The sequence below is a fragment of the Granulicella rosea genome, assembly GCF_900188085.1.
Lineage (GTDB): Bacteria > Acidobacteriota > Terriglobia > Terriglobales > Acidobacteriaceae > Edaphobacter > Edaphobacter rosea.
The window spans coordinates 142,458-167,593 of record NZ_FZOU01000003.1 but is presented as its reverse complement, the minus strand read 5'-3'; the positions used below and the strand labels follow the sequence as shown (position 1 = coordinate 167,593).

Annotated in this window: 22 protein-coding genes; 10 read left to right on the top strand and 12 right to left on the bottom strand. The window is 64.1% G+C overall.

All coding sequences use genetic code 11. From position 1 onward, the window contains the following. Positions 1–20: 20 nt before the first annotated feature. Together CHB87_RS09975 and CHB87_RS09970 are read left to right on the top strand one after the other, a co-directional pair. A complete protein-coding gene (locus CHB87_RS09975) occupies positions 21–1,427 on the top strand; it encodes an outer membrane beta-barrel protein (RefSeq protein WP_245817919.1) in 1,407 nt (468 codons plus the stop codon). A gap of 87 nt (positions 1,428–1,514) precedes the next feature. Beyond that, entirely contained in the window at positions 1,515–2,030 is a 516-nt protein-coding gene (locus CHB87_RS09970) for a hypothetical protein (protein ID WP_089408287.1), read from the top strand. Between the two features lie 159 nt (positions 2,031–2,189). Here CHB87_RS09970 and CHB87_RS09965 read toward each other — a convergent pair whose 3' ends face one another. Continuing rightward, positions 2,190–3,200 (bottom strand): acetamidase/formamidase family protein, encoded by a 1,011-nt coding sequence (locus CHB87_RS09965; RefSeq protein WP_089408286.1) that lies wholly within the window; start codon positions 3,198–3,200, stop codon positions 2,190–2,192. Positions 3,201–3,589: 389 nt separating this feature from the next. Here CHB87_RS09965 and CHB87_RS09955 point away from each other — a divergent pair, with 389 nt between their 5' ends. From CHB87_RS09955 to CHB87_RS09945, 3 genes are all read left to right on the top strand, one after another. Beyond that, positions 3,590–4,741 carry a YeiH family protein gene (locus CHB87_RS09955; RefSeq protein ID WP_089408284.1) on the top strand — a complete coding sequence of 384 codons (1,152 nt, stop codon included), beginning with the start codon at positions 3,590–3,592 and terminating at the stop codon, positions 4,739–4,741. A 225-nt stretch (positions 4,742–4,966) separates the two neighbouring features. After that, positions 4,967–6,130, top strand: coding sequence for a pyridoxal phosphate-dependent aminotransferase (locus tag CHB87_RS09950; RefSeq protein ID WP_089408283.1), 1,164 nt, complete (start codon positions 4,967–4,969; stop codon positions 6,128–6,130). A gap of 23 nt (positions 6,131–6,153) precedes the next feature. Beyond that, entirely contained in the window at positions 6,154–7,047 is an 894-nt protein-coding gene (locus tag CHB87_RS09945) for a VOC family protein (protein WP_089408282.1), read from the top strand. Positions 7,048–7,082: 35 nt separating this feature from the next. Here the strand turns inward: CHB87_RS09945 and CHB87_RS21875 are convergent, their stop codons facing one another. Both CHB87_RS21875 and CHB87_RS09930 read right to left on the bottom strand, forming a co-directional pair. Next, entirely contained in the window at positions 7,083–7,721 is a 639-nt protein-coding gene (locus CHB87_RS21875) for a DUF3617 family protein (protein WP_142988294.1), read from the bottom strand. 86 nt (positions 7,722–7,807) lie between these two features. Then, entirely contained in the window at positions 7,808–9,439 is a 1,632-nt protein-coding gene (locus tag CHB87_RS09930) for a DHA2 family efflux MFS transporter permease subunit (protein WP_089408279.1), read from the bottom strand. 149 nt (positions 9,440–9,588) lie between these two features. On the opposite strand from CHB87_RS09930, the gene CHB87_RS09925 reads away from it, so the two are divergent. The 5 genes from CHB87_RS09925 (at position 9,589) to CHB87_RS09905 (ending at position 15,800) form a co-directional block, all read left to right on the top strand. Next, the gene (locus CHB87_RS09925; RefSeq protein ID WP_089408278.1) at positions 9,589–10,218 is read left to right on the top strand and encodes a TetR/AcrR family transcriptional regulator; all 630 of its coding nucleotides are present in this window, start codon (positions 9,589–9,591) and stop codon (positions 10,216–10,218) included. Between the two features lie 2 nt (positions 10,219–10,220). Next, positions 10,221–11,294 (top strand): family 43 glycosylhydrolase, encoded by a 1,074-nt coding sequence (locus CHB87_RS09920; protein WP_089408277.1) that lies wholly within the window; start codon positions 10,221–10,223, stop codon positions 11,292–11,294. A 214-nt stretch (positions 11,295–11,508) separates the two neighbouring features. Beyond that, complete coding sequence (locus CHB87_RS09915) at positions 11,509–14,634, top strand: efflux RND transporter permease subunit (RefSeq protein ID WP_142988293.1); 3,126 nt, start codon at positions 11,509–11,511, stop codon at positions 14,632–14,634. Positions 14,635–14,772: 138 nt separating this feature from the next. Further along, positions 14,773–15,267: a TadE/TadG family type IV pilus assembly protein gene (locus tag CHB87_RS09910; RefSeq protein WP_089408276.1), complete on the top strand. Its 495-nt coding sequence runs from the start codon at positions 14,773–14,775 to the stop codon at positions 15,265–15,267. A gap of 32 nt (positions 15,268–15,299) precedes the next feature. Next, positions 15,300–15,800, top strand: a complete 501-nt coding sequence (locus CHB87_RS09905; protein WP_089408275.1) for a TadE/TadG family type IV pilus assembly protein — start codon at positions 15,300–15,302, stop codon at positions 15,798–15,800. Here CHB87_RS09905 and CHB87_RS09900 read toward each other — a convergent pair whose 3' ends face one another. The 9 genes from CHB87_RS09900 to CHB87_RS09860 form a co-directional block, all read right to left on the bottom strand. Continuing rightward, positions 15,801–17,159 carry an RsmB/NOP family class I SAM-dependent RNA methyltransferase gene (locus tag CHB87_RS09900; RefSeq protein ID WP_245817918.1) on the bottom strand — a complete coding sequence of 453 codons (1,359 nt, stop codon included), beginning with the start codon at positions 17,157–17,159 and terminating at the stop codon, positions 15,801–15,803. Continuing rightward, on the bottom strand, positions 17,156–18,088 hold the full coding sequence (fmt, locus tag CHB87_RS09895) for a methionyl-tRNA formyltransferase (RefSeq protein ID WP_089408274.1): 933 nt from the start codon (positions 18,086–18,088) through the stop codon (positions 17,156–17,158). Before fmt ends, CHB87_RS09900 begins: the two co-directional genes overlap by 4 nt. Positions 18,089–18,403: 315 nt before the next feature. After that, on the bottom strand, positions 18,404–18,916 hold the full coding sequence (gene def, locus CHB87_RS09890) for a peptide deformylase (RefSeq protein WP_089408636.1): 513 nt from the start codon (positions 18,914–18,916) through the stop codon (positions 18,404–18,406). Positions 18,917–18,999: 83 nt separating this feature from the next. Then, complete coding sequence (gene aroC, locus CHB87_RS09885) at positions 19,000–20,175, bottom strand: chorismate synthase (RefSeq protein ID WP_089408273.1); 1,176 nt, start codon at positions 20,173–20,175, stop codon at positions 19,000–19,002. A 65-nt stretch (positions 20,176–20,240) separates the two neighbouring features. Continuing rightward, complete coding sequence (locus CHB87_RS09880) at positions 20,241–21,161, bottom strand: polysaccharide deacetylase family protein (RefSeq protein ID WP_089408272.1); 921 nt, start codon at positions 21,159–21,161, stop codon at positions 20,241–20,243. A 102-nt stretch (positions 21,162–21,263) separates the two neighbouring features. Beyond that, positions 21,264–21,518, bottom strand: a complete 255-nt coding sequence (locus CHB87_RS09875; protein WP_245817917.1) for a HigA family addiction module antitoxin — start codon at positions 21,516–21,518, stop codon at positions 21,264–21,266. An 8-nt stretch (positions 21,519–21,526) separates the two neighbouring features. Then, the gene (locus CHB87_RS09870) at positions 21,527–21,799 is read right to left on the bottom strand and encodes a type II toxin-antitoxin system RelE/ParE family toxin (RefSeq protein WP_089408270.1); all 273 of its coding nucleotides are present in this window, start codon (positions 21,797–21,799) and stop codon (positions 21,527–21,529) included. Between the two features lie 43 nt (positions 21,800–21,842). Next, positions 21,843–22,925 (bottom strand): 3'-5' exoribonuclease YhaM family protein, encoded by a 1,083-nt coding sequence (locus tag CHB87_RS09865; protein WP_089408269.1) that lies wholly within the window; start codon positions 22,923–22,925, stop codon positions 21,843–21,845. A gap of 69 nt (positions 22,926–22,994) precedes the next feature. Next, positions 22,995–25,040 carry a peptidylprolyl isomerase gene (locus tag CHB87_RS09860; protein ID WP_176441687.1) on the bottom strand — a complete coding sequence of 682 codons (2,046 nt, stop codon included), beginning with the start codon at positions 25,038–25,040 and terminating at the stop codon, positions 22,995–22,997. Positions 25,041–25,136 lie beyond the last annotated feature (96 nt).

The window sequence follows — 25,136 nt, the reverse complement described above, 5'->3', positions numbered from 1 at the left end:
TCTCGACGTGCAGTAGGCATATGATACCGTTGTCTATCCTGTTCTGGTGTACAAATTCTCACGCCCAGACAGTGACCCAGCCGCAACCTCAAACGGCAGCCGCCGCCACGCTGCCGGAAGCTCCGCATCCCGAGTCCTTCCTCGGACGCTTCACCGATTTCTACCGCCAGGACTGGCATCCGGCGCCGACCGCCGATCCCGCGCCCGAGCGCCGCGGTCTAGCCTCGCCGCTCGACTCTCCGCCCTTTCCCAGTTCGGACTGGTCCTATGGCGGCTCGCCGGTCCTGGGCGAACCGGATACCAACAGCTACCCGATCATGACCGCGCTGAAGCTCGCCGGCAGCCGGACGAAGTTCTACGGCTGGGTGTCGCCCACAGGCAACGTCAGCACCTCCGCGCACAGTAACTCGCCGACCGGAGACGATGCTTACTCCAACCGCGTTGAACTTGGCCAGATCGTCTTCTACCTGGAGCGTCTGCCCAATACCGTGCAGCGCGAACACATCGATATCGGCTATCACTTTACAGCGCTCTATGGGACAGACTATCGATACACGCTGGACAAGGGATATCTCAGCAACCAGTTACTCGTGCATAACCATCAGTATGGCTTCGATCCTGCTCTGGAGTATGTCGATTTGTATCTTCCAAAGATAGCCAAGGGGATGAATATCCGTGCCGGCCGATTTATCTCCATCCCCGGCATCGAGGCGCAACTTACTCCGAACAACTATATGTACAGCCACTCGCTGCTTTACTCCATCGATCCGTTTACCGACACTGGAGTCCTTGCCACGGTGCAGTTATCCGATCAGTGGCTCGTGCAGGCCGGCATCACCGCCAGCCACGATGTCGCGCCCTGGACCGTGGACGCGCAGCCTACCTTTACCGGCTGCGCGAGTTATACGACAAAGTCGGTCGATAATAATTTTTATGTTTGCGCGAATGGTATCAACGACGGAAAATATGCATATAACAACACCCAGCAATACGACGCTACCTGGTACCACAAGTTCTCGAAGAGCTGGCACATGGCGACCGAGGCGTTTGGCATGTATCAGCGCGACGTGCCCACCGTCGGCGGGTCGCTTCCCATCCAGACCAACACCAACGGCGCCGTCTGCCAGGCCGGCCAGACAGCCTGCTTCGCGCCGGAGTGGGCCGTCGTGAACTATGTCAATAAGGAGTTATCCCCGCATAACTTCGTCGGCTTTCGCAGCGACTTTCTGAACGATGAGAAAGGCCAGCGCACGGGCTACAACACGAAATATACCGAGAACACCCTCATGCTCAGCCACTGGATCGGCACTACCATCCAGATGCGGCCCGAGATACGGCTCGATCACGCCTGGGATCGCAGGGCTTACGATCGCGGCACGAAGCAGACCCAGTTCACCCTGGCGACCGACCTGATCTTCCACTTCTAGCCGTTGGCGGATCGGTTACCTCCGGCGGTTTTGGCCTCCATTCCACGATGCAATTCGGCATCATTGAGGATTGGAGGGCCTCTGGCTATGAACCGTAAATCTGTACTTCTGCTCCTGCTTGCCGTGGCGGCGACGGCGCGCACGGCTCATGCGCAGATCGCCGCCGGCATCTCCATCACCGGCCAGAATCTGTCTCAGTACTACACGCCCGGCGCGTCGGAGTGGATCTACGGTCCCACGATCTCGCTGCAGGACGAGCACGGCCACATCCTCAAGCTGGGCGGCGATCTGCGCGCTTCGTTCCTGCGCCGCGACGGCGTCGGCGTTAACTCCTTCGCCGTCGGCCCGCGCGCCTCGTTCAAGCTGCCCGTCGTACCGATCCGCCCATATGCCGAGGTGCTGATCGGAGTGATCGGTGTGCGCTCGACCAACACCGGTCCCTTCACCACGCATGTGGAGTACCAGTACGTCTTCGGCGTCGACCACGCCGTACTGCCGCATGTCGACTGGCGGGTGCTCGAGTACAGCCACGGCGGCGTCATCAACTCGTCCGAGGACAAGCGCGACCAGCTCAGCACCGGTCTGATCTTCCGCTTCTTCTAGCCCAATCTTGTCATCCAGTCCAGGCTGGCTTGTCCTCTTGAGCGAAGCGAAAGACCTGCTTCTCGGACGCACCCAAACTCCTGCGGCAGTCCCCAAAAGCAGATCCTTCGCTACGCTCAGGACGACAGGCGTGGAGGGCTGAATGCTCAAGACACGGCTCTAGCGGCCAGCGAAGATCTTCTTCGGACACATGGCGTGGACACCCACATTTCCATCCACCAGCTGCGTGATGTCCAGATCCACCGCGACGCTCGAGAGCATGTACGCCTCGTCCCGGCTGAGGTGCTTTTCGGTCATCAGGAAGTCGATCATATCGCGCAGTGCGTGCTCGGTCGCCTCCTTCAGATCCTTGCTGAAGCCCATGGAGATGTAGTAATCCGGCGTCTCCGCGCGCGGCCAGATCAGATGCTTTTCCTTGTGGACGATGAACTTGAAGGTGCCCGTGAGGTAGGTCTCGAGCGCCGTAATATCGACCTCGCCGTTGCCCTGCCCGGCGTGACCGTCGCCTGCCTCGAACAACGCGCCCTTGGCCGCGACAGGAATGTACAGCGTCGTGCCGGCGACAAGCTCCTTATTGTCCATGTTGCCCGCATGCGCGAATGGCGGCGCGGAGTCGATCTTGCCGCCCGCCGGCGCCACGCCCATGCTGCCAAAGAACGGATGCAGCGGCAGGTCGATGCCGGGCGCGAAGTGTCCGATCATCTTCGTCCGGTCCAGCGGGATGATCTTCGTCTTGCCATAGGGATACTCCATCGGCAGGAAGCCGCGGTTCAGCCCGAAGCTGTTGCAGGCGAAGTCCGCGTCGAGGTCGATTTTGAGGATCTGCACCTCCAGCACATCGCCCGGCTCGGCCTCGGCGATGGCGACCGGTCCGGTCAGAATGTGCCCACCCGGCCCCTTGTCTTCGGCCCTCACCTCCTTGTAGATGGCGGCGGTATACGGCGGAATCTCTTCCGGCTTCACTCCATTGGCGATCATGCGCTCAGGCGAGCCGCAGGTGGAGAGCGTCTGCATCTTCACCGTCTCGCCCGTATGCACGGTCAGCGCGGGCTTCGCGAGACCGGAGTAGTATCCCCACGCCACGGTCGTGGGCGTCGCCAGCAACGTATGATCCTGCGCTAAAACAGGCGTTGCCAGAGCCAGACCGACCACCATCCAAGCAAAACGCATAGGACCTCACACTGAAGAATGGAAGAGCTTTCGTCCAGTGTAAGCGGAAAATTCATTTGTGACTCAACGCGCCACGTGGTACATCTGTAAGAACATGCAGAGCACCCGCCAATTCGTTGTGCCGTGCCGCATCGCCCCCCGCTGTTGTCGTTAGACAACGGCGCACCCTCGCACATCTCCATCTAAAAAAGCCGCACACGGTCGTTCGTGTACGCGCGTTTGTCTTCCACTCCAGGAGAGTTCTCCATGTCAGTCCCTGCAAAAAAATCCGCCCTTTCGCTCGATGTCTGGGCCGTCATCCTCTCGCTCGCGCTGGCCGTACTGGTCAAGGCTGGCGTCATCCACTCCGTATCCTGGTAATCCAGGGAACGCAGACCCAAGGAAAATTCATGTCTGAAGCCACCCTCGCCCCACCCATCGAATCCGTATCCAGCAAGACCGCGCCCGACAATCCGTACGGCATTGTGGGCCTGATCCCCGGCATCGCCCTGCTGGCCGCCGTCGGCTATGCAGGCAAGTTCATCGAACAGTCCATCGCGCGCTACGGCAAGGCTCACCACCTCGTCCTGCCCAACATCGAGTACGTCCTATGGGCGATCGTCATCGGCGTGATCATCGCCAACACCATCACCCTGCCGCGTATCTTCCGCGCCGGCGTCGCGACGTACGAGTTCTGGCTTAAAGCCGGCATCATCCTGCTGGGCGCGCGCTTCATCCTGGGCGACATCCTCCACCTCAGCGGCATCTCCTTCGTGCTCATCTTTATCGAGCTGGTGCTGGCGCTGACGTTCATGACGTACCTCGGCCGCGGCTTCAACCTGCCGCCGAAGCTCATCACCCTGCTGGCCGTGGGGTCGAGCGTCTGCGGCGTCTCCGCCATCATCGCCACGCAGGGCGCCATCGAGGCCGACGAGGAAGACTCCTCAGTCGCCATCGCGGCCATCCTCGCGCTCGGCGCGATCTCGCTGGTCTTCTTCCCGCTCGTCGGTCACACGCTGCATATGTCCGATCACGCCTACGGTCTGTGGACCGGACTGGCGGTCGACAACACCGCCGAAGCGACCGCCGCCGGCGCCCTCTACTCGGACGCCGCAGGCAAGTTCGCCGTGCTCGCCAAGACCTGCCGCAACGCCTGCATCGGCTTCATCGTGCTGGGTTACGCCATCTACTGGGCGCGCAAGGGACAGGCCGCCGTCATCGAGAACAAGGGCGCCTTCCTCTGGAAGAAGTTCCCCAAGTTCGTGCTGGGCTTCCTGTTCATCTCGCTGGTGGCGACCATCGGCACGCTCGATCCGAAGCTCTACCCGTCGCTCGCCGGGCTGATCAAGTACGGCTTCACCCGCCCGCAGATCGCCGCGCTTGGCAACCTCAGCCGCTGGGCCTTCCTGCTCACCTTCGCCGGCGTGGGCCTGCAGACGAACTTCAAAGCCCTGCTGAAGCAAGGCGTGAAGCCGTTCCTCGTCGGCGCCATCGGCGAGATCGCCATCGCCGTCATCACGCTGGTGCTGGTGCTCGGCGCGGACCACTACTATCACCTGTAAAGAAACGTGCGGTATGGCTGAAGCGCATTGCTTAAGGGCATGGCTTCAGCCATGCCGAAAAGAGCCACCACAAATCCGGCTTCAGCCGCTGGGGTACGCTTTGATTTGGGCTCACGCCGGAAGCGAAACGTGCCTCAGCGGCTGAAGCCGCATTGCAATCCATGCGGTGACGGCACGGCTGAAGCCGTGCCCTTAACACGACTTGACGCCACTAGAATGAGAATCATGCCGACCAATCTCCGCCTCTCCGACATCGCCCCCACCGTCATTCAGTCGGAGATCCGCGCCATGTCGGTCGAGTGCGACCGGGTCGGCGGCATCAACCTCGCGCAGGGCATCTGCGACACGCCGCTGCCGCCCATCGTCGGCAAAGCGGCTACGCAGGCGATTCAGAACGGCTTCAACATCTACACCCGCCTCGACGGCTTCGCGACGCTCCGGCAGGCGGTGGCCGACAAACTCCAGCGCTGGAACCACCTCACCGTCGACCCCGAGACCCAGATCCTCGTTACCTCCGGCGCCACCGGCGCGCTCTACGCCACCGCGCTTGCCCTGCTCAATCCCGGCGACGAGGTTATCCTCTTCGAGCCGTTTTACGGTTATCACGTCAGCACCCTGCTCTCGCAGCGCATCAACCCGGTCATCGTGCCGCTCGACGAGCCGGACTGGACGCTCGACCCCGAAAAACTCGCCGCCGCCATCACGCCGAACACCCGCGCCATCCTCATCAATACACCGTCGAACCCGGCGGGCAAGATCTTCAGCCGTGCGGAGCTCGAAGCCGTCGCCGCGCTCGCCGAGCAGCATGACCTCTTCGTCATCACCGACGAAATTTACGAATACTTTGTCTACAACGGCGCCGAGCACCTCTCGATCGCCACGCTGCCCGGCATGGCCGACCGGACGATCACCATCTCCGGCCTGTCGAAGACCTTCAGCATCACCGGCTGGCGCATTGGCTACCTGACCGCCTCGCCCCGCTGGATCGCCGCCATCGGCTACTTCCACGACCTCACCTATATCTGCGCGCCAGCCCCGCTGCAGATGGGCGCCGCCGCCGGTCTGCGCCAGCTCGCCGACACCGGCTTCTACACCGCGCTCGCCAGCGAGCACCAGCATAAGCGCGACCAGCTCTGCGCCGCGCTCGCCGACGCCGGCCTGCCGCCCGCGATTCCGAAGGGCGCCTACTATATCCTGGCCGACGTCAGCCGCATCCCCGGCGCCACCGCCAAGGAAAAGGCCCGCGCACTGCTGCGCGAGACCGGCGTCGCCGCCGTCGCGGGCTCTGCCTTCTTCCGCCCCGGCGGCGGCGAACATCTGCTGCGCCTCTGCTTCGGCAAACAGGCCGTCGACCTCGACCGCGCCTGCGAACTGCTTCTGAAGCTCTAGCGACCCGCTATCATCGAATCAACATGAGCCACCAAGACCCGGGCATCCACCCGCCAAGCTATCGCCTGCCCGCAACCGCCCACGTGGGCCGCGTCCGCCTGGCGGTCTCGAACCTCGAGCGCTCCATCGCCTTCTACCGCGACATCATCGGCCTTGCCGTCCAGAGCAGCGACGCGCACACGGCCTCGCTCGGCCCGCACGATACGGACAAAGTTTTGCTGGAGCTTGAGGAGCAGCCCGGCTTGAAGCCTGTCCGCGCCCGCAGCCGCCTCGGCCTGTACCACACGGCATTTCTGCTGCCAACGCGCGACGCGCTCGCCAGCTTCGTCCAGCACCTCGCCGATCGGGGCGCGCAGTTCGGCGCGGCCGACCATCTCTTCAGCGAGGCCCTTTACCTCACCGACCCGGACGGGCTTGAGGTCGAGGTCTACGCCGACATCCGCCGCGACCGCTGGGTCTACGAGCGGCGCGCGGAGGGAGTCGAACTAATCGGCGCCGTCAAACCGCTGAACTTCGCCCATCTCCTGCAGACCCCGCCCGAAAAATGGCAGGGCGCGCCCGCCGGAACCACCGTCGGCCACATGCACTTCTACGTCGGCGACCTCGCCCAGGGACGCGCCTTCTACCACGCCGCCCTCGGCATGAGCATCGCCAGTTGGAGCCTGCCGAACGCGCTCTTCGTCTCCGCCGGCGGCTACCACCATCACGTCGGGTTCAACACCTGGGCAGCGCGCTCAGGCCCCGCGACCGATCAGGATGCGCGCCTGCTCTGGTGGGAGCTGATCCTGCCCGACGCGGAGTCGATCCGACAGACCAAAGCGAGCCTCGAAGCTGCGGGCTATCCCGCCGCGGACAATACCTTCGCCGATCCCTGGGGAATCCGCATGGCGCTTAAGGTAGATACAGCCTTGCTATAAAACAGCCAGGACGCTGGTCCGTAGCGGAGCGCCAGCTACTTCACCGACACAACTTTACCCGGTCCGACCGTCCCGCAGTCATCGCTCACGAAGTGGCTCAGCACCTCGGTGTCGGCGATCATCGTTCCTCCGGCAATCGGCCCGAAGGCCGCGTAGGTCGTCGTCGTGTGGACGTGGGAGTGCGCCTTCTCGGTGCTGTCGACGGTGGTCGTGGCCTGCACCTCCATCGTCACCGCCTTGCCCGCCGCGCAGGTCATGCGGGAGAAGATACCCTTCGGCGTCGGGACCGTCTTGGCCGCGGCGCAACCATTGGTCGGTGTGCTGGTCAGGTTCAGCAGCTTCTGCCACGTGTCGGCCGTCAGGCAGGTCTGCGTCTTGGCCGAAACGGTGCTGCCATCGTCCGTGGTCGTCGTGGTGGAGTACTTCTTCTTCAGCTCCGCCAACTGCGGCGGCAGCTTCGTCACCGCCGAGTTTTCCCACAATCCCAGCCGCACCGAAGGCGCGCCCGGAACCGGCGACGCCGTTGCGGGAGCCGGCGGCGCGGCAGACGCAGGCGCAGGGGCCGTCTGGCCCCACGCCGAAGCCGTACAACCCAAACCCAGGGCCAACATCATCCACACACGCATCGCGGTCTCCTCGTACAGCGCCGCCACCAACTCGAAGCCAGTGCCCAATTATGCCGCCGCAGGCGCCTGAAAGAAAAGGAGATTCGCCAGACGGTTCCGCGCCAGCCAACAAACTCGCGCGCTCAGAATGAAAATCAGTGCGCGTCTAGTTCTATATGCTTCTGGACCGGCGGACGCTTCAAAAAGAAGACGAGCGGCAGCATGCAAAGCATCATGACCGCCAGCATCTTGAACTGGTCCATGTAGGCCAGCAGCGTGGCCTGCCGCTGCATCTGCGCGTACAGGTTGGCCAGGGTGAAGTAAGCCTGATCCGGCCCCTGGCCGCGCACCGCCTGCTGGACCGCGCCGGTCGTAGCCGTAATATGCTGGCCCAGCGTCATCTGAAACATCTGCGTCCGGCGCTGCAACATGGTGCTGACCAGCGCAATGCCCAGGCTGCCGCCCTCGTTCCGCACCAACGCGTATAGACCCGCCGCCTGCGAGCTCTCCGTTTTCGGGATGAAACGGAAGACCATCGTGCTGACCGGCACCGTGATCAACCCAAGTCCCAGCACCTGCACGATGCGCGGCAGGATCATGCTCTTCTCCGAGATATCCAGGTTCAGCGAGCCCATCCACCAGCACGCGGAGGCGATCAGGATCATGCCCGAGAAGACCATCTTGCGCGGGTCGTACCCTCGCGTCAGCACGAATCCGACGATGGGCACCTCGATCATCGTGAAGAGTCCCGCAGGCGAAAGAGCCAGGCCGGCGGTGGTCGCGTCGTAACCCAGCATCTGCTGCATGAAGACCGGCAGCAGGTAGGTCGTCGCGTACAGCACGCCGTAGAGCCCCAGAATGATGAGGCAGCAGAAGAGAAAGTTCCGCTCCTTCAGCAGCCGAAGGTTCACCACGGGGTGATCCGTATAAAGCTCCCATAGAACCGCAGAGACGAGCGCAATCAATGAGATGGAAGCAAAAGCTACAATAAAGGATGAACCGAACCAGTCCAACTCCTGCCCTTTGTCGAGGACAATCTCAAGCGTCGCGAGGCCGATCGAGATGAAGCCCAGGCCGGCCCAGTCGACCGAGAGCTTGCGCGCCCTGGCCTTCGCCTCGATCATATGCGGCGGATCCTGCAGGACCATACGGGTCAGAAAGACGCAGAGCATGCCGACGGGAATGTTGATGTAGAAGATCCAGCGCCAGGAGTAGTTGTCTGTGATCCAGCCCCCGAGCGTCGGCCCCAGCACCGGCGCAACCAGAATCGCAACCGTGTAGAGCGCCATCGCCATGCCGCGTTTCTGCGCGGAGAAGGTGTCCGCGAGAATCGCCTGGACAGACGGCTGCAACCCACCGCCGGCCAGCCCCTGCGCCACGCGGAAGAGGATCAACATCCCAAGCGTCGGCGCCAGGCCGCACGCGGCGGAGAAGACGGTGAAGAAGAAGACCGAGATCAGGTAGAAGCGCTTCCGGCCCAGGATCGACGACAACCATCCGCTGATGGGTAGAACGATTGCGTTTGCAACAAGATAGCTCGTCAGCACCCATGCGCCCTCGTCCTGCGAGGCGGAGAGACTGCCAGAGATGTGAGGCAGCGCCACGTTCGCGATCGAGGTGTCGAGCACCTCCATGAAGGTGCCGATCGTGACCACCAGCGCGACAATCCACGGGTTGAAGACGCGCGGCGCGGCCGCCGGTTGGTTGTCGAAGGCGGGAGCGGCCTCGGCGAGCGATTGCTCGGCCTCGGCGATGACGTGTTCGTGCGGTTCTGCGGTAGCTGGCATGTGAAATGACTCTTCGGTCTATGAGATGACCGGTCGGTCATTTTGGTCGCAGGAGTATTTTCCTGGATGATATAAAGGTCGTCTATCTCCCTGAACGGCGCTCGACGCGCCCACGCCAAATCAAGGTTCGCCGGTTTACTCTGAATAAGATGAGTTCCGCTCCCCCCATCCTCGAGATCAAAGACCGCAAGCAGCAGCTCGTCGCAGACCTTCGCCGGTCGGAGATCCTCGCCGCCGCGACCCAGGTCTTCGGCGACAACGGCTTCGAAGCCACGCGCATGGAGGAGATCGCCCGGGCGGCGCAGCTCGCCAAGGGCACCCTCTACCTTTATTTTCAATCCAAGGACGAGATCTACCAGGCCACCGTGCAGCAGGCCATCGTCGAGCTGGCCGCGCTCACCGAGGAGCACATCGGCAAGGAGTCTCACTTTGCCGGCCGGTTCGCCGCGTTCATCCGCGTCCGCATCGCGTTCTGGCAGGAGAAGCAGTCGCTCTACCGGGTCATCCTGTCGCTGAGCCGCGACAACCACCACCGCCAGCGCAGCATGGCCTGGCAACTGGGAGCGGTCCGGCAGCTTCAGGCAATCTTCGAGACGGCCGCAGCAGCCGGTGAGATTCCGCCGCAGGACTTTCTGGCCGCCGCATGGACCACCATGGACGCGATCCGCGGGGTGAACGAGCGCCGCGTCTTCGCCGATCAGGATGCGCGCTCGACCGAGGACGATACGTTGTTCCTCACCCAGTTTCTGCTCACCGCACTGGGAGCGGCTGGTCGGTGAGGATGGTTGGTGGCGCAGGCAAGACGCAGATTCTTCGGCTGCGCTGCGCTTCGCTCAGATTGAAAGGCCCTGCAACGATACGAGCGATTTCTCTTTCGATTCTTTTATTTACGGCGATTACCTCAACCTTCGCGCAAAGCCCTGAGGCCTATCGGCTCTCCGGCGATGTCGCGGGCGCGCACGATCCGTCCATCATCCGCCAGGGCGATCGCTGGTATGTCTTCACCACCGGCAAGACCCGCGACGGCGGTCTGCTGGGCATCCGCTGCTCGTCCGACGCGCATGAGTGGAGGCTCTGCGGGCATGTCTTCGACACAATGCCGGCCTGGATCGCCCAGCGCAGCCCAGGCACGCACGACCTCTGGGCGCCGGACATCACGTTCGCGAACGGCGTCTACCGGCTCTATTACTGTTACTCGCTCTTCGGGAAGAACGCCTCCGGCATCGCGCTCGCGACCAACAAGACGCTCGACCCGGCCAGCCCGGACTATCGCTGGGTCGACGAGGGGCTCGTCCTGCAGTCCCGCGCTGGAGACGACTTCAACGCCATCGACCCGGCCTGGGTCGCCGACGAGCAGGGCCACGGGTGGCTGACCTTCGGCAGCTTCTGGAGCGGCATCCAGCTCGTCCGGCTGGACGACGCCACTGGCAAGCTGCCCACGCCCGTCACCGGCGTCATGGTCTACCCCCTCGCCCGACGGTCGAAGGAGGACGGCCACGCGGTGGAGGCGCCGTCGATCCTCCACCACGACGGCTGGTTCTACCTCTTCACCTCGTGGGACGCCTGCTGCCGCGGCGCGAAGAGCACCTACCGGACGGTGGTTGGCCGCTCCCGTCGTATCGCCGGGCCGTACCTCGACCGGTCCGGCAAACCGCTGCTCGAAGGCGGCGGAACCGAGCTTCTGACCGGCAACGCCCGCTGGGCCGGGCCGGGTGGCGAGACTGCCTATGCCACGGCAACCGGCGACCTGCTGGTCTTTCACGCCTACGACGCGACGACCGGCAAGCCTTATCTACAGATCTCGCCGATCGATTGGGTCGACGGATGGCCGAAGGTCGCGCTGGGCGCCCCGTGATCGTCGGCGCAGAGCGCTTTAGCCTTTTCAAAATCCCAAGCCCACGATCGCTTTCGCTTCGTTCGAGCGATCATGGCGCACCCAGATTCAAGCCAAAATTCGCCAATCCAATCCAGCCGATACGCCCTCGCGCAAGCGCTCCTCCGAGCCTCCGCGAGTGTCGTATGGTGGAGTCAGTCCGTTCATTTTCAAGCCCGAAGGCCCTTCAGCACACGTGACGCACATCTCCGCGCCCTTCATCCGACGCCCCATCGCCACGACGCTGCTTGCGCTGGCGTTGATGCTGGCGGGCGTGCTGGCGCTGGTGTATCTCCCTGTCGCGTCGCTGCCCCAGACGGAGTTCCCCACCATCTCCGTGCAGGCGCAGTTCCCCGGCGCGAGTCCGGCGGTGATGGCGTCGTCCATCGCCACGCCGCTCGAACGCCAGTTCGGGCGCATCGCCGGCGTCAACGAGATGACCAGCGTCAGCAGCCAGGGCGCCACCACCGTCAACCTCCAGTTCGACCTCGACCGCAGCCTCAACGGCGCCGCGCGCGATGTGCAGGCCGCCATTAACGCCGCGCGCAGCCAGCTTCCGTCCGACCTGCCGGCCGAGCCCAGCTACCGCAAGGTCAACCCCGCCGAGCCCTCGATCCTCATCCTCGTCATCGAGTCCGACACGATCCCCCTGCGCGAGCTGTACGACATCGCCGACACGACCATCGGCCAGAAAATAGCGCAGGTGCAGGGCGTCGGGCAGGTGACGCTGAACGGCAGCGCCAAGCCCGCCGTCCGGGTCGAGGTCAACCCGCTCGCGCTCAACGGCTACGGCCTTGGCTTCGAGCGGCTCCGCACCGTGCTCGGACAGGTGAACGTCAACCAGCCCAAGGGACGCCTGCTCGACGAGACGCGCCAGTTCAACCTTGCCGCCACCGACCAGCTCACCCGCGCCGACCAGTACCGGCCGCTGATCGTTTACAACAACCACGGCGCCGCGGTGCGGGTCGAGGACATCGCACGGGTGGACGACTCGGTCGAAAACATCTACACCGGCGGCCTGATCAACGGCCGCCACGCCATCCAGATCATCGTCAGCAAGGCGCCCGGCGCGAACGTGATCGTCACGGTGGACAGCATTCTCGCGATGCTGCCCGAGATTCGCGCGGGCCTCTCGCCCGCCATCCGGCTCTACCCCATGATGGATCGCACGACGACGATCCGCGCGTCGATCAAGGACATCACCTTTACCCTGATCCTTTCGATCCTGCTGGTGGTGCTGGTCGTGCTGGCTTTTCTGCGCGAGGTCCGGTCGACGCTCATCCCAACCGTCTCCGTGCCGCTGTCGTTGCTGGGCACCTTCGCGGTCATGAAGGTCTGCAACTACACGCTGGACAATCTGTCGCTGATGGCGATCACGATCGCGACGGGGTTCGTCGTCGACGACGCCATCGTGGTGATCGAGAACGTCGACCGCTACCTACGCCAGGGCATGAAGCCCGTCGCCGCGGCCATTCGCGGGTCGAGCGAGGTGGGCTTCACCGTCGTGACGATGAGCATCTCGCTGGTCGCGGCGTTCATCCCGATGCTGCTGATGGGCGGCATCGTCGGGCGGCTCTTCCGCGAGTTCGCGATCGTGCTGTCGATTGCCATCGGCATCTCGCTGGCGGTCTCGCTGACGGTGACGCCGATGCTCTGCTCCGTGCTGCTGGAGCCGCACGGCACGCGCACCCACGGACGCGTCTACATGGCCGGCGAGGTGTTTCTGAAGAAGCTCGAAGACTGGTACGCGGCCGGCGTGCGCCTCGTCCTGCGTTACCAGGCCGTGGTCTTCGGCGTCGCGCTCTTCACCTGCGCGCTGACCGTCTATCAATACATTCAGATTCCCAAGGGCTTCTTTCCCATTCAGGATACGGGCCGCATCACCGGCCAGATCCGCCTCGCGCAGGATGTCTCGTACGACGAGCTCGAAAGCAAGGCCAAGCAGGTAGAGGACATCATCGCGAAGGACCCCGCCGTGCAGGATGCAAGCTCCTTCTACGGCGTTGGCAGCTACGGCGCGTCGCCGAACTCGGCCAGCATCTTCATGGTGTTGAAGAAGGAGGACGAACGCCACGGCGTCGGTTCGCTCGAGGTCATCAAGCGGCTGCAGCCGCAGCTCGCGAAGATTCCCGGCGCGACCGTCGTCCTGACCGAGCAGCAGGAGCTGAATGTCGGCGCGCGCTCCTCCGCCGCGCAGTTTCAGTACACGCTGTCGAGCGAAAAACTGGACCTGCTGAACGAGTGGGCGCCGAAGATGACCGCCCGCCTGCAGAAGCTGCCGCTGGTCCGCGACGTCACCAGCGACCAGTTGAACAACGGCCTGATCGCCAACCTCGTGATCGACCGCGATACGGCGAGCCGTCTCGGCGTCAGCCCGCAGACGATCGACGACACGCTGTACGACGCCTTCGGCCAGCGCCAGGTCTCGACCATCTACGGGCTCGCGAACCAGTACCACGTCGTCATGGAGGTCTCGCCCGAGTACCAGGCAAACCCCACCGCGCTCGACCATGTGTATGTGCCGGCCAGCAATGGCGCGATGATTCCACTCTCCGTCTTCACCCACTTCGCGACCGAGAAGACGCCCATCGTCGTCAACCACCAGGGCCAGTTCCCCGCCGCAACCATCTCGTTCAACCTCGCGCCGGGCGTCTCGCTTGGCGACGCGGCGGACGCGATCCAGAACCTCGGCCCGGAGATCGGCATGCCCGAGGCCGTGCATGCGCACTTCGCGGGAACGGCGCAGGTCTTCCAGGCCTCGCTGGCCTCGCAGCCCACGCTCATCCTGCTCGCGCTCATCACCATCTACCTCGTGCTCGGCATGCTGTACGAGAGCATGGTCCATCCGATCACGATCCTCGCGACGCTGCCCTCTGCGAGCGTGGGCGCGCTGCTGGCGCTCAACGTCTCGGGCAACGACTTTTCGGTCATCGCGATGATCGGCGTCGTGCTGCTGATCGGCATTGTGCAGAAGAACTCCATCATGCTGATCGACTTTGCGCTACAGGCCGAGCGCACCGAAGGCAAGACGCCCGAGGCGAGCATCTACGAGGCCTGCAGGCTGCGCTTCCGGCCCATCCTGATGACGACCATGACGGCGCTGCTCGGCGCGCTGCCGCTCGCGCTCGGCTCGGGCATCGGCTTCGAGCTGCGGCGTCCGCTGGGCATCAGCATCGTCGGCGGCCTTGCGCTTTCGCTGCTGCTTACGCTTTTCACGACGCCTGTTCTCTATCTGTATTTCTCGCGCTTCGGCCGCCTGCTGGCCCACATATGGAAACGCCAGCCCCACTCGCTCGCGGCGCCCGTGCTGGCCGAGAAGTAAGCGATCTATACGCGATCGCGTACACGATCCGGGACGCTGCCCAGAAAGTGCTATGTTGCCGCACCTATCGGTAACATTACCTTGATGACAGCGGCAAGGCTGCATCTCTCAGCCCCTCGTCACACCCGGAGCAGTTCGATGACGAAGAAAATATCAGGTCCGATCAGGCAGGCGACTTATAAGTCCAGGCGGCTCCGCGCTTACCTGCGACGGGACGACGGCGCAAGTCTCATCGAGGTTGCGATCATCATGCCTGTGCTGCTTCTGTTGCTGGTCGGCGCGGTCGACTTCGGCCAGGCCTACTATGCCGCGATCGAAGTCTCGTCCGCGGCGGAGGCAGGCGCGCTGTACGGCGTGCAACAGCCCACCGACACCGCAGGCATGCAGGCCGCGGCGATTCTCGATGCGCCGGACGTCGCCACCATCGCCGCCGTCGCCACTTATGGCTGCCAATGCTCCGATGGGACCGGCGTCTCAGCCAACTGCTCGTACGCACCGACGAACTGCTCGTCCAACATCGTGAACTATGTCCAGGTGTCCACCACGGCGACTTACACCTCGATCCTGCGCTTCCCCGGAATACCGATTCATATTCCACTTACCAGCGTCGTTCGCATGCGATCCGCTCACTAAGTTGAGTAAGTTCGTCTAAGTCGGGAGTTATCATGCCGAACCTGCAAAACATCCAAATTTCGAAGCTCTATCGCGACGAAAGCGGCAGCATCCTCATCGAGTTTGCCGTCAGCTCACTCGTCATGCTCACCGTGATCTTCGGCATCCTCGACTGCTGCCGCGCCATCTACGCGGAGCACTTCGTCGCCAACGCCGCGCGCAACGCCACCCGCTACGCGATGGTGCGCGGCTACACCTGGACCGGAACCTCCTGCAGCAGCACCACCGCGGTCAACTGCTTCGCGACCGCCAGCGACATCGCCGCCTACATCCAGAGCACGGTCCCCACCGGCGTCACCCTCGCGAACGTCAGCGTCAACACCACCTGGCCCGGCACCTCGCCAGCCGGCGGATCGTGCTACGGCACGTCCAACGCCAGTCCCGGCTGCGTCGTCACCACAAACATCCACTACCCGTTCAACTTCCTGTTTCCCTTCATGCCGAAGAATGCGTTCGTGCTGACCAGCACCTCGTCGGTCGCCATCCAGCAGTAGTCAGCGCTCCAGTACGACCGCGTAGAAGCCGTCGCATCCATCCACTCCGGGCAGAGTCCGCAGCACGCCCTCGCGGACGAGCCCGGCGGCCTCGGGCGTCAGCCCTGGGACACGCTTCATCAACTCCGCGACAGGCACCCGCACAGCGGCGCCCGCAGCGGCTGAAACCACCACCTCGTTCTCCTCCGGCTCCAGCGAGCAGGTCGAATAGACCAGCCGGCCACCCGGCGCCAGCCGCTTCAACCCCGCGGCCAGCAGACCCCGCTGGCGGGCCGATTGTCGTGCCAGCTCTTCAGGCTGGAGTCGAAGCCGAATCTCCGGATTCCGCGCGAGCGTGCCCGTCCCGCTGCACGGCGCGTCGCACAGAATCAGGTCGAAGAGCCCTTCATCCTCCGGCAACTGCGCCGCATCTCCGACGCCGTAGCGAACCTCGGACGCATACCCGTACCGCCGCATCCGGGCCTCCATCTGGTCCATGCGCTTGCCGCTCACGTCGGTCGCGAAGATATCCGCCCCGGCGAGCCGCAGCGCCAGCATCAGCGTCTTGCCGCCCGGCGCGGCACAGCAATCCCACACCCGCAGCTTGCGCCCTTCGACGGCAGGCGCAGCCGCAGCGGCCAGCTCCGCCACCAGCCGCGAACCCTCGTCCATCTGCGGCATGCGGCCGCCTGCCGCTCCCGCCGCGCCGTTGGCTTCGTCGTCCGTCAGCGCAGCGAAGAGGCCGCCAGAGGCAGGCTCCGCCTGGTCGGCCTCGCAGATCTTCAACGCCGCGTCGCGCCCATAGTTCTTCGCCCAGCGCTCGACCAGCCATGCCGGATGCCCCAGCCGCTCGGCAAACGCCGCCGGCGTCTCGAAGAGCTTCTTGCCTGGCGCGGCGGCCGAGGCCACCTTGCGCAGAATCGCGTTCACCATGCCGGTCGCGTAGGGCGCGCCGCCGACGCGACACATCTCCACGCTCTCGCTCAGCGCCGCGTGCGCGGGGATGCGGTCCATGTGAAGCAGTTGAAACGCGCCCAGCCGAAGGGCCAGCGCCACCGGCTCCGGCAGGTTCTCGTCCGGGCGCGCGAGATACATCCGCACCCGCGCGTCCAGCGCGATCTGCCAGCGCAGCACACCCATCACGAGCGCCGTCGCCAGGTTGCGGTCTTCCGGCGAAAGCGCGTCTGTGCGGACGCCGTGCAGCAGCTCGTCCGAGTGGCCCTTGCCCTCGCCGACCAGCGTCAGAATCTCATACGCGACTCGGCGCGCGGGCGTGATCTTCGCCTGCGCCTGCTTCATCCCGAGCGTCGGGCCAGCCTGCGCCGGACGCGCCTTCACGAACTTCTTCGGCGCCTTATCGGTCTTCGATCTTTCGCTCACAGCCCCAACCTCTCGCCGCTCTTCACCTGGTAGCCATTCAGCAGATCCGCCGCGCTCATCCGTTTCTTGCCTTCCAACTGCACTTCGATCAGTTCCAAAACCGTTCCTTCTCCACATCCGGCAAGCAGATGTCCATCCCGTACTTCGAACTCCCCGGTCGCGACAGCGCGCGCGTCGGAGACCTTCATGCTGTGAACGACAAGTTTCTTTCCACGAAAGTTCGTAAACGCCCCCGGCCACGGCTGGAAACCGCGCCAGCGATTCACCAGCACCTGCGCCGTGCGGTCGAAGTCCATGCGGCCATCTTCGCGGGTCAGAATCGGCGCCAGCGTGGCTTGCGAGTGGTCCTGCGCGACCGGCTCGATCTCGCCGCATGCGAGGCCGGCGAGCGTCTTCACCATCAGCCGGGCGCCTACCTTGGCGAGGCTCTCGAAGAGGTCCGCCGCGGTCTCTTCCGGGGCAATCGCGCGTTTTTCCGCCAGCAGCATCGGCCCGGTGTCGAGGCCGGCTTCGAGCAGCATCGTGGTCACGCCGGTGATGGTCTCGCCGTTCGCCACCGCCCACTGAATCGGCGCGGCGCCGCGGTACTTCGGCAGTAGCGAGCCGTGCAGATTGATGTTGCCAAAGCGCGGAAGCTGCAGCATCCAGTCTGGGATGATGCGTCCGTAGGCGACGACGAGGATCGCGTCCGGCTGAAGGCTCTCAAGCTGCGCGCGGAATTCGAGGTTGTTCTTGATCTTCTCCGGCTGCACGATCGGCAGACCGTGGCGCAGGGCTGCCGCCTTGACGGCGGAGATGTGCGTCTCCATGCCTCGGCCTGCGGCGCGGTCGGGCTGGGTGACGACGAGCGAGACCTCATGGCCGGCGGCGATCACGGCGTCGAGGACGGGTACGGCGAATTCGGGTGTTCCACAGAATACGAGCTTCATGGATGCTCCATCTCTTGCCGGCAGCGGCTGCTCCAGCGGCAAAGAAGCGTACCTCAGCGGCTAAAGCCGCGCACTCGCTGCGGCGGTGATGGCACGGCTGAAGCCGTGCCCTTAAGCAAGACGACCGGCGGAAAGGTTGTCGCCGGCCCGAAAAGCAGATCCTTCGCTACGCTCAGGATGACAAATATTTAAGCTTGTTGCCTTCCACCTGAGCGATGCCGAAGGGGGAAAAATCCTGTATTTTGCGGTTGCTCTTGCCGTTGCTGCGGTCCTTTAAGGTTTCACCGCGAAGCGGTCCAAGACGGCACGAAGTGCCTACCATTCGCCGTTCTTTTGCGCTTTCTTGATCTTGCGCATGACCAGTTCGCGCTTCAGCCGGCTGATCTTGTCAATGAAGAGGATGCCGTCGAGGTGGTCGATCTCATGCTGCAGCGCGCGTGCGAGCAGCTCTTCGCCTTCGACTTCGAACCACTCGCCGTGGACGTCCTGCGCGCGGACCTTGACCCACGCGGCGCGCGACACCTTTTCGCGAATCTCCGGCAGGCTCAGGCAGCCCTCTTCTTCGAGCTGCTTGCCCTGCATCTCGACGATCTGCGGGTTGACCAGCGCGATCTTCTCCTCGGGATTCTTCTTGAAGCTGAGGTCGATCACGGCGATGCGCTTCGAGACGGCGATCTGCGGCGCCGCCAGGCCGATGCCCTGCGCCTCGTACATGCTCTCGAACATCTCCTCGACGAAGGTCTTCAGCTCTTCGTCGAAGACGGTGACCTCTTCCCCGCGCGCGGCCAGCACCGGGTCGGGATACTTCACCACCTGGTGAATCCGCACCAGCTTCTTCGCTGCGTGCCTCTTCGCCGGAGTCTTCTTTGCCGCTACGCTCGTATTCGCCACGCCATTCGCCTTCCCTGTTCCTAGTACGCCTTGATCTGTTCGCGGTACCCGTCGAAGTTCCGCTTCAGCTCGCGGATTGAGTCGCCACCGAACTTATCGATCACCAGCCGCGCAATCGTGAGCGCGACCATCGCCTCCGCCGCCACGCCGCCAGCCGGGACGACACACACGTCCGACCGTTCGTACGCCGCCTTGACCGGCTCGCGCGTCTCGAAGCTGACCGAACCCAGCGGCCTGCGCAGGGTCGAGATCGGCTTCAGATACCCGCGCACGATCACGTCCTCGCCGTTCGAGATGCCGCCTTCCATGCCGCCAGCGTTGTTCTTTTCGCGCGAAAACTTCGTGAAGCCATCGCCCGATCCGTCATAACTGATCGCGTCGTGCACAGTCGAACCCATCGACTCCGCCGCCGTGACGCCGCGGCCCAGTTCGACCGCCTTCACCGCCTGCAGACTCATCACCGCCTGCGCCAGCAGACCGTCCAGCCGCTCGTCCCAGTTCACATGCGTACCGACGCCGGGAGGCAGGCCGTGGACCACGACCTCAAACACGCCGCCGACGGTGTCGCCCGTGCGCAACGCGGCGTCCACCTCGGACTTCATCCGCGCCTCGGCCTCGGGGTCCACGCAGTTCAGCAGAACCTCATCCTTCGCGTTCGACGCGGCGACCTCGGCCCACGTCGCATCGCGCCCCAGCTCCTGCTTGCCCACGCGGATGACGTGGCTGCCGACGAAGATTCCCAGCTCGCGCAGCAGCGACTTCGCCATCGCCCCACAGGCCACGCGCGCTGCGCTCTCGCGGGCGCTGGCGCGCTCCAGCACGTAGCGCGCGTCCTTGAAATCGTATTTGAGCGAGCCCGGAAGGTCGGCGTGGCCCGGACGCGGACTCTTGACCGCCTTGTGCTTCTCGGCGTCGCCCTCTTCGACCGGCAGAATCTCGTTCCAGTTCTTCCAGTCGTTGTTGGCGAGCGTCATCGCCACGGGCGACCCGATCGTCTTGCCGTGCCGCACGCCGCTGAGGATGTGCGCCGTGTCGCGCTCGATCCGCATGCGTCCGCCGCGCCCATAACCCTGCTGCCGCCGCCAAAGCTCACGGTCAACGAACTCCTGGCTGACCGGCACACCCGCCGGCAAACCGCTTACCAGCGCCACCAGGCTCTCGCCGTGGCTCTCACCTGCTGTAGAAAATCTCAACATTCGCTCACTCTACCCAAACCCCGATTGTACCAATTCGGAGGGCCGCATCAGGGCGGAGAACGAATCTACTTGCACATCTTCTCGAGGATGGGGGTGGGCAGCTCCGGGTGGGGCGCGTCGTCCATCGTGCTGGCCTGCATCAGGTCGTCCAGAAAGGTGCCGCCATCGTTCACCATGCCGGGGTCCAGGGCGTAGACCGGGTCGGCCTGCGCCTCGGGCAGCGTGACGAGCGTAAAGCCCTGCTGCTTCAACAGATCGAGCAACTGCGGCAGCATCACCGCCTCGAACGAGCCGAAGTGCAGCAGCATCACGTAGGAGATCTCCCGATGAAAGAGCATCTGCGACCGCGCGCGCGAGAGCCGGATCGACTCCTTCGCCGCATCCATATACAGCGTGTGCATGCGGACGATGGAGGCGTTGTCGCCCTTCGCGATGCAGCGCGCGTAGGGATCGTTGAAGGCGTGGTCCTCGAAGTCGATGGTGACCTCGGCGATCTTGTAGCCGTGGTCCGAGAGGTACTTGCGGATGGCGACACGGCGTTCCAACGTCGCACCTTCGGCCAGGAACGGGTAGCGAAACCAGTGCCAGTCCTGGCCGACCATCAGCTTGCGCAGCACGGGCTCGTTGCGCGCGATGTCGCGCTCATAGACCGCCAGCGGCTTCTCGTCCGCGCTGTAGTGCGACCAGGTATGGTTGCCCAGCAGGAACCCCGCCGCTCGCCAGCGCTCCAGCAGGTGCGCGACATCGGGATCGTCCAGCGTGCCGGCGTTGACGAACCCGTAGACCTGCGGGGCGTGCGCGTCCTTGAGCGCCTTCGTGATGCGGGCCGCAATCTGCGCACGCGACATGTCGGGCGGCAGATCGCCCGTCTCCGGCAGGTCGTCCACGGTCAGGGCAATCTTCTGCGCGCGCACCGGCGCCGCCGTTCCAAGGCTAAAAATGATCGACAGGGCAAGCGCGCCCGCCCATCCGATTCGATACCGCATGACCTCACCCAGCCCCCGGGTCCTCTCGCCATTAGAGCTGTTCCGCTCCTTATGAAAGACCCGTTGGAAGATAGTAACCCACCTTGGTCCTGTGACAAGTTCTTATGCGGCGAGATCGTCGGAAGCGAACTTCAGCGGACGAACTTTCTTGCGTTTGGCGTGCGAGGCATGCCAGAAGTCGTACTCGTTTTGCATCCGGAACCAGATATCGGACGAGCCTTGCCCGAATGCCTCGCTGAGCTTCAACGACATGAGAGGGGTGATTCCTGCGTGGCCGTTCAGAACACGTGAAAGCGCGACGCGGGACACGCCAATGTGAGCGGCGAAGTTTGTAACGGAAATAGAAAGCTCTTTCAACGCGCGCTTTACGACCCCGCCGGGATGTGGGATTGCATTTCCGCCTCGAAGCGGAACGTCAGCCGCCAATTTCCGTTCACCTTCACGGACCAGTGGCCAGGCATATCGCCTTTGAGCGCATGAAGCCGCCAGCTCGGCAGATTCATTTCAACCGGTACCTTGGCATTGTTCAGGGCAAAGAGTTGATCGTTGAGCTTCGTCGCGTGACTCGGGTTGATCCCTTTCTTCGAACCCGTCTTGAAAAGGTCCTCGAGCCCGGCATGCCTGAATGACTTGATCATCCGCGAAATGCGTATCGCGTGGCGATACGGCAGTCAACAGAGCCTAGTCGAACAGCGAAGGAGGCGCCTCGATCACCACTTCCCTTTCCACCACCTTCGCCGGCGCGACGGGTGCAGGGGGAGTGGCCACCGCGGCCTCCTTCGTTCCCTCCGCCAGATACGCCTGCGAGTTCAGCAGCGGGCGCTCCATGCTGCGCACCCACTCCGTCATCCCCGCGCCGCTCTTGCCGGCGGCGAGTTCGCGGTCGAACTCCGACCGCATGTTCTGCATCTTCGCCTCCAGATCGTCGAGCACGTTCAGCAACAGCGCCTCCGGCGTCATCGGCAGCTTGGGCGAGCCGAACTCGTACTTGCCGTGGTGGCTCAGGATCATATGCTCGACCAGCACGCCCAGCCGCTCGGGAAACGGCGACAGGTCTCGCAGCTTCTCCCGCAGCATGCCCTGCGCGATCGAGATATGCCCGATCATCTGGCCTTCGATCGTGTAGCCGAAGCTCGGCTTCCAGTGCAGCTCGCGCGTCTTGCCGATGTCGTGCAGGATCGCCCCCGTCACGAGCAGGTCCGGGTCAACATCCGGGTAGAACGGCGCCGTCGCCCGGCACACCCGCACCAGCGTCAGCACATGCTCCAGCAGCCCGTGCAGCCACGCGTGGTGGAGATACTTGGCCGCGGGCGCGACGCGGAAGGCCGCGCCAATCTTCACGTCGTCCAGAAACGCCAGCACCAGCCGCCTGAGGTCGTCGTTCCGGAACTCGGCGACGTACCGCCGCAGCTCGGCCTCCATCTCCGCCGGGTCGAAGCGCGAGACCGGCTGAAAGTCGCTCGCGTCGACCTCGGACTCGCTCGCCAACCTCATCTGCTGCAGCGTGATCTGGAACTTGCCCTGGTACTTCGAGACCTGGCCCTTGGCCTTGACGTAGCAACCCTCATTGCACTGCGCGACCGTGTCGGCGAAGTTGTCCCACATCCGCGCCTCGAACGTGCCTGTCCTGTCGCCCAGTGTGATCGCCAGGTACTGGCCGCCGCCGGTCTTTTTTTCGCGCGTCGCGATCGAGGTCAGGCAGAAGTAGCTCGTCACCACCTCGTTTTCAAAGCGAACGGCGTCGGAGATATAAAAGTCTTTCATCCCTTTCAGCATAAACAAAACGTGAGAGCCGAAGCCCTCGCGTGTTGAAAACGAAGTTGAAACCGCTGCTTACTGCGGAGGCTGAGGCTGCGTTGCCGGAACCGGCTGACCGGTCGGATTCGCACCCGGAACCGGCGCATTCGCCGGCGGCAGAGTCGTCTGGTTGGAGGTCGGCGCCGTCTTGGTCGAAGGCGGCAGATCGGAGGTCGGCGCGAGCAATGGATTGGCCGTCGGCGCAATCTCTGGCGCGGGAGCCGCCACATCCTTCGGCTTCTCCTGCAGACGAGCCTTGTCCGGCTTCGGATCGCCCTTCTTGCGCTTGGTCGGCTTCACCTTCTTCTTCTTGGTCGTATCGCCGTTCAGACCCAGCGGAGCGGCCTGCGTCTGCGCGGCGGCCTTCTCTTCGTCCGTCATGGCGACCGGGGTGGAGTTCAGCTTCTCCAGCCGCTTGGCCGAGAGCGCCTTCGCGGCCGACTCCTTATGGACGTCCGGACGCGCCGCGAAACGCGTCTTCTTGGTCGGCGCCTGCTCCTGCTGCGCCAGCGGATTCTCGGGGTTCGCGATCTCGGGCGATGTGCCGATCGAGGCGATCGCCGCGCCTGGGGCGATCGTCGTACCGGAGCCGCTCTGTCCCGCCAGCGTCGTCGAGCCGCCGATGTCGCTGCCCACCGAAGCCGTCGCCGTACCGGCCGGCAGCGAGTTCCGCGGCGCCTGTCCGAAGCGGACCTTCTCCCGCTTGATCTTGTGCCGCTTGCCCGGAGCGCCTGGCTTGCTGGCCGTGCTTACCGGCGTAATCACCGCAAGGCCCGTCTTCTTGTCGACCGCCGGAGCGGGCTGCGCATCGGCGCCCGTCAGCGTACGGCCGCCCGTCGTATCGGGCGAAGCAACCACCGGCTTCGCACCGCGCGCGCTATCGAAGCGCGCCTTCTGCACGACCTTCTTCTTCTTGACGACCGGCGCGGAGTACGCCGAGAACACCGGCTTCGTCTCCTTCGGGCTGGCGCCGGAGTCCACAAAGCCCGGCTTGATGTCGATGTACGCATCTTCGCGCAGCTTGGTCAGATAGGCGCGCAGCGCGGGCTGCATGGCCTGCATGTAGAGCGCCTCCTGAATCTGCGGCTCCACATCCTTCATGGGCGGCGCGCCGGCCTGCATGTGCTCGGTCACCTTCAGAATCACGTATCCCTGCCGCGTGCGGATCGGCTGCGTGCTGTCGCCCGCCTTCAGGGCAAAGGTCTGATCCTCCAGCACCTTCGCCAGCGCGCCGCGCTTGAACAGGCCCAGGTCGCCGCCCTGCGTCGCCGTGGGGCCGCCAGAGTACTGCTTCGCCAGATCGTCGAAGCTCGCGCCAGCCGCGGCCTTGCTCTTGACTTCGTTCGCCTTCGCCTGAGCCTGCGCCACCACCTCGGGCGTCGCGTTCTCCGGCACCGGGATGAGAATCTCGCTCAACCGCACCTGCTCCGGCTGGCTCAGCTCGGCCTTGTGCGCGTTGTAGTACGCAACCTCTTCGGACTGCGACATCTGCAGACGCCGGCCCACCTCGTCGCGGACGACCTGCTGGGTCAGCAGGCCGTTTCGGATCTGCGCCTTGAAGTCCTCGAAGCTGACGCCCTGGGAGCGGGCGGCCTTTTCAAGATCCTCCATCGAGTCCAGCTTGTTCTGCTTGCGAATCTCGTCCAGCCGGCGGATGACCTCGGCGTCGGCGTTCAGGCCAAGCTCCTTCGCGCGCGACAGCAGCAACTGCTGGTCGATCATGTCGCGCAGCATGTCCTTCTGCTTCTGGGCGGCCTCGGCGGAGCCGGCGTTACTCTGCTGCAACTCCTGAATCAGCTGCGCCTGGCTGCGTTCGAGATCGCTGCGGCTGATGATCTGGTCGTTCACCCGGACCACCACATCCTCGACGACCGTCGCGCCGGGCGTAATCGCGGGGGGCAGCGGCGCCGCCACAACCTGCGGGGTGGGCGCGTTCATGCCGCTCTGATACCTGGGCGCCTTGACTACCTGGGCGAAGCCGGTTCCGGCCAGCAACGTGCTTGCCACCACGGCAAACGCCGCCTGCTGAATCGCCTTCCGGCTCGGGACCCAACCCCACGTACGCGTCGAATAAAAGTTCAAAGTCAAATCTCTCTCGCTTCCAGATGCCCTTCGGCCACACTTCTCTCGAACACACCGGGCCCCGTCGTTGGAATCACAGTCGTTGGACTCACGAGC

Bases quoted from the DNA above. Each gene is read 5' to 3' on its own strand.
- CHB87_RS09975 (WP_245817919.1), top strand. From the start codon at position 21: ATGATACCGTTGTCTATCCTGTTCTGGTGTACAAATTCTCACGCCCAG.
- CHB87_RS09970 (WP_089408287.1), top strand. From the start codon at position 1,515: ATGAACCGTAAATCTGTACTTCTGCTCCTGCTTGCCGTGGCGGCGACG.
- CHB87_RS09965 (WP_089408286.1), bottom strand. From the start codon at position 3,200: ATGCGTTTTGCTTGGATGGTGGTCGGTCTGGCTCTGGCAACGCCTGTT.
- CHB87_RS09955 (WP_089408284.1), top strand. From the start codon at position 3,590: ATGTCTGAAGCCACCCTCGCCCCACCCATCGAATCCGTATCCAGCAAG.
- CHB87_RS09950 (WP_089408283.1), top strand. From the start codon at position 4,967: ATGCCGACCAATCTCCGCCTCTCCGACATCGCCCCCACCGTCATTCAG.
- CHB87_RS09945 (WP_089408282.1), top strand. From the start codon at position 6,154: ATGAGCCACCAAGACCCGGGCATCCACCCGCCAAGCTATCGCCTGCCC.
- CHB87_RS09930 (WP_089408279.1), bottom strand. From the start codon at position 9,439: ATGCCAGCTACCGCAGAACCGCACGAACACGTCATCGCCGAGGCCGAG.
- CHB87_RS09925 (WP_089408278.1), top strand. From the start codon at position 9,589: ATGAGTTCCGCTCCCCCCATCCTCGAGATCAAAGACCGCAAGCAGCAG.
- CHB87_RS09920 (WP_089408277.1), top strand. From the start codon at position 10,221: ATGGTTGGTGGCGCAGGCAAGACGCAGATTCTTCGGCTGCGCTGCGCT.
- CHB87_RS09910 (WP_089408276.1), top strand. From the start codon at position 14,773: ATGACGAAGAAAATATCAGGTCCGATCAGGCAGGCGACTTATAAGTCC.
- CHB87_RS09905 (WP_089408275.1), top strand. From the start codon at position 15,300: ATGCCGAACCTGCAAAACATCCAAATTTCGAAGCTCTATCGCGACGAA.
- fmt (WP_089408274.1), bottom strand. From the start codon at position 18,088: ATGAAGCTCGTATTCTGTGGAACACCCGAATTCGCCGTACCCGTCCTC.
- aroC (WP_089408273.1), bottom strand. From the start codon at position 20,175: ATGTTGAGATTTTCTACAGCAGGTGAGAGCCACGGCGAGAGCCTGGTG.
- CHB87_RS09880 (WP_089408272.1), bottom strand. From the start codon at position 21,161: ATGCGGTATCGAATCGGATGGGCGGGCGCGCTTGCCCTGTCGATCATT.
- CHB87_RS09870 (WP_089408270.1), bottom strand. From the start codon at position 21,799: ATGATCAAGTCATTCAGGCATGCCGGGCTCGAGGACCTTTTCAAGACG.
- CHB87_RS09865 (WP_089408269.1), bottom strand. From the start codon at position 22,925: ATGAAAGACTTTTATATCTCCGACGCCGTTCGCTTTGAAAACGAGGTG.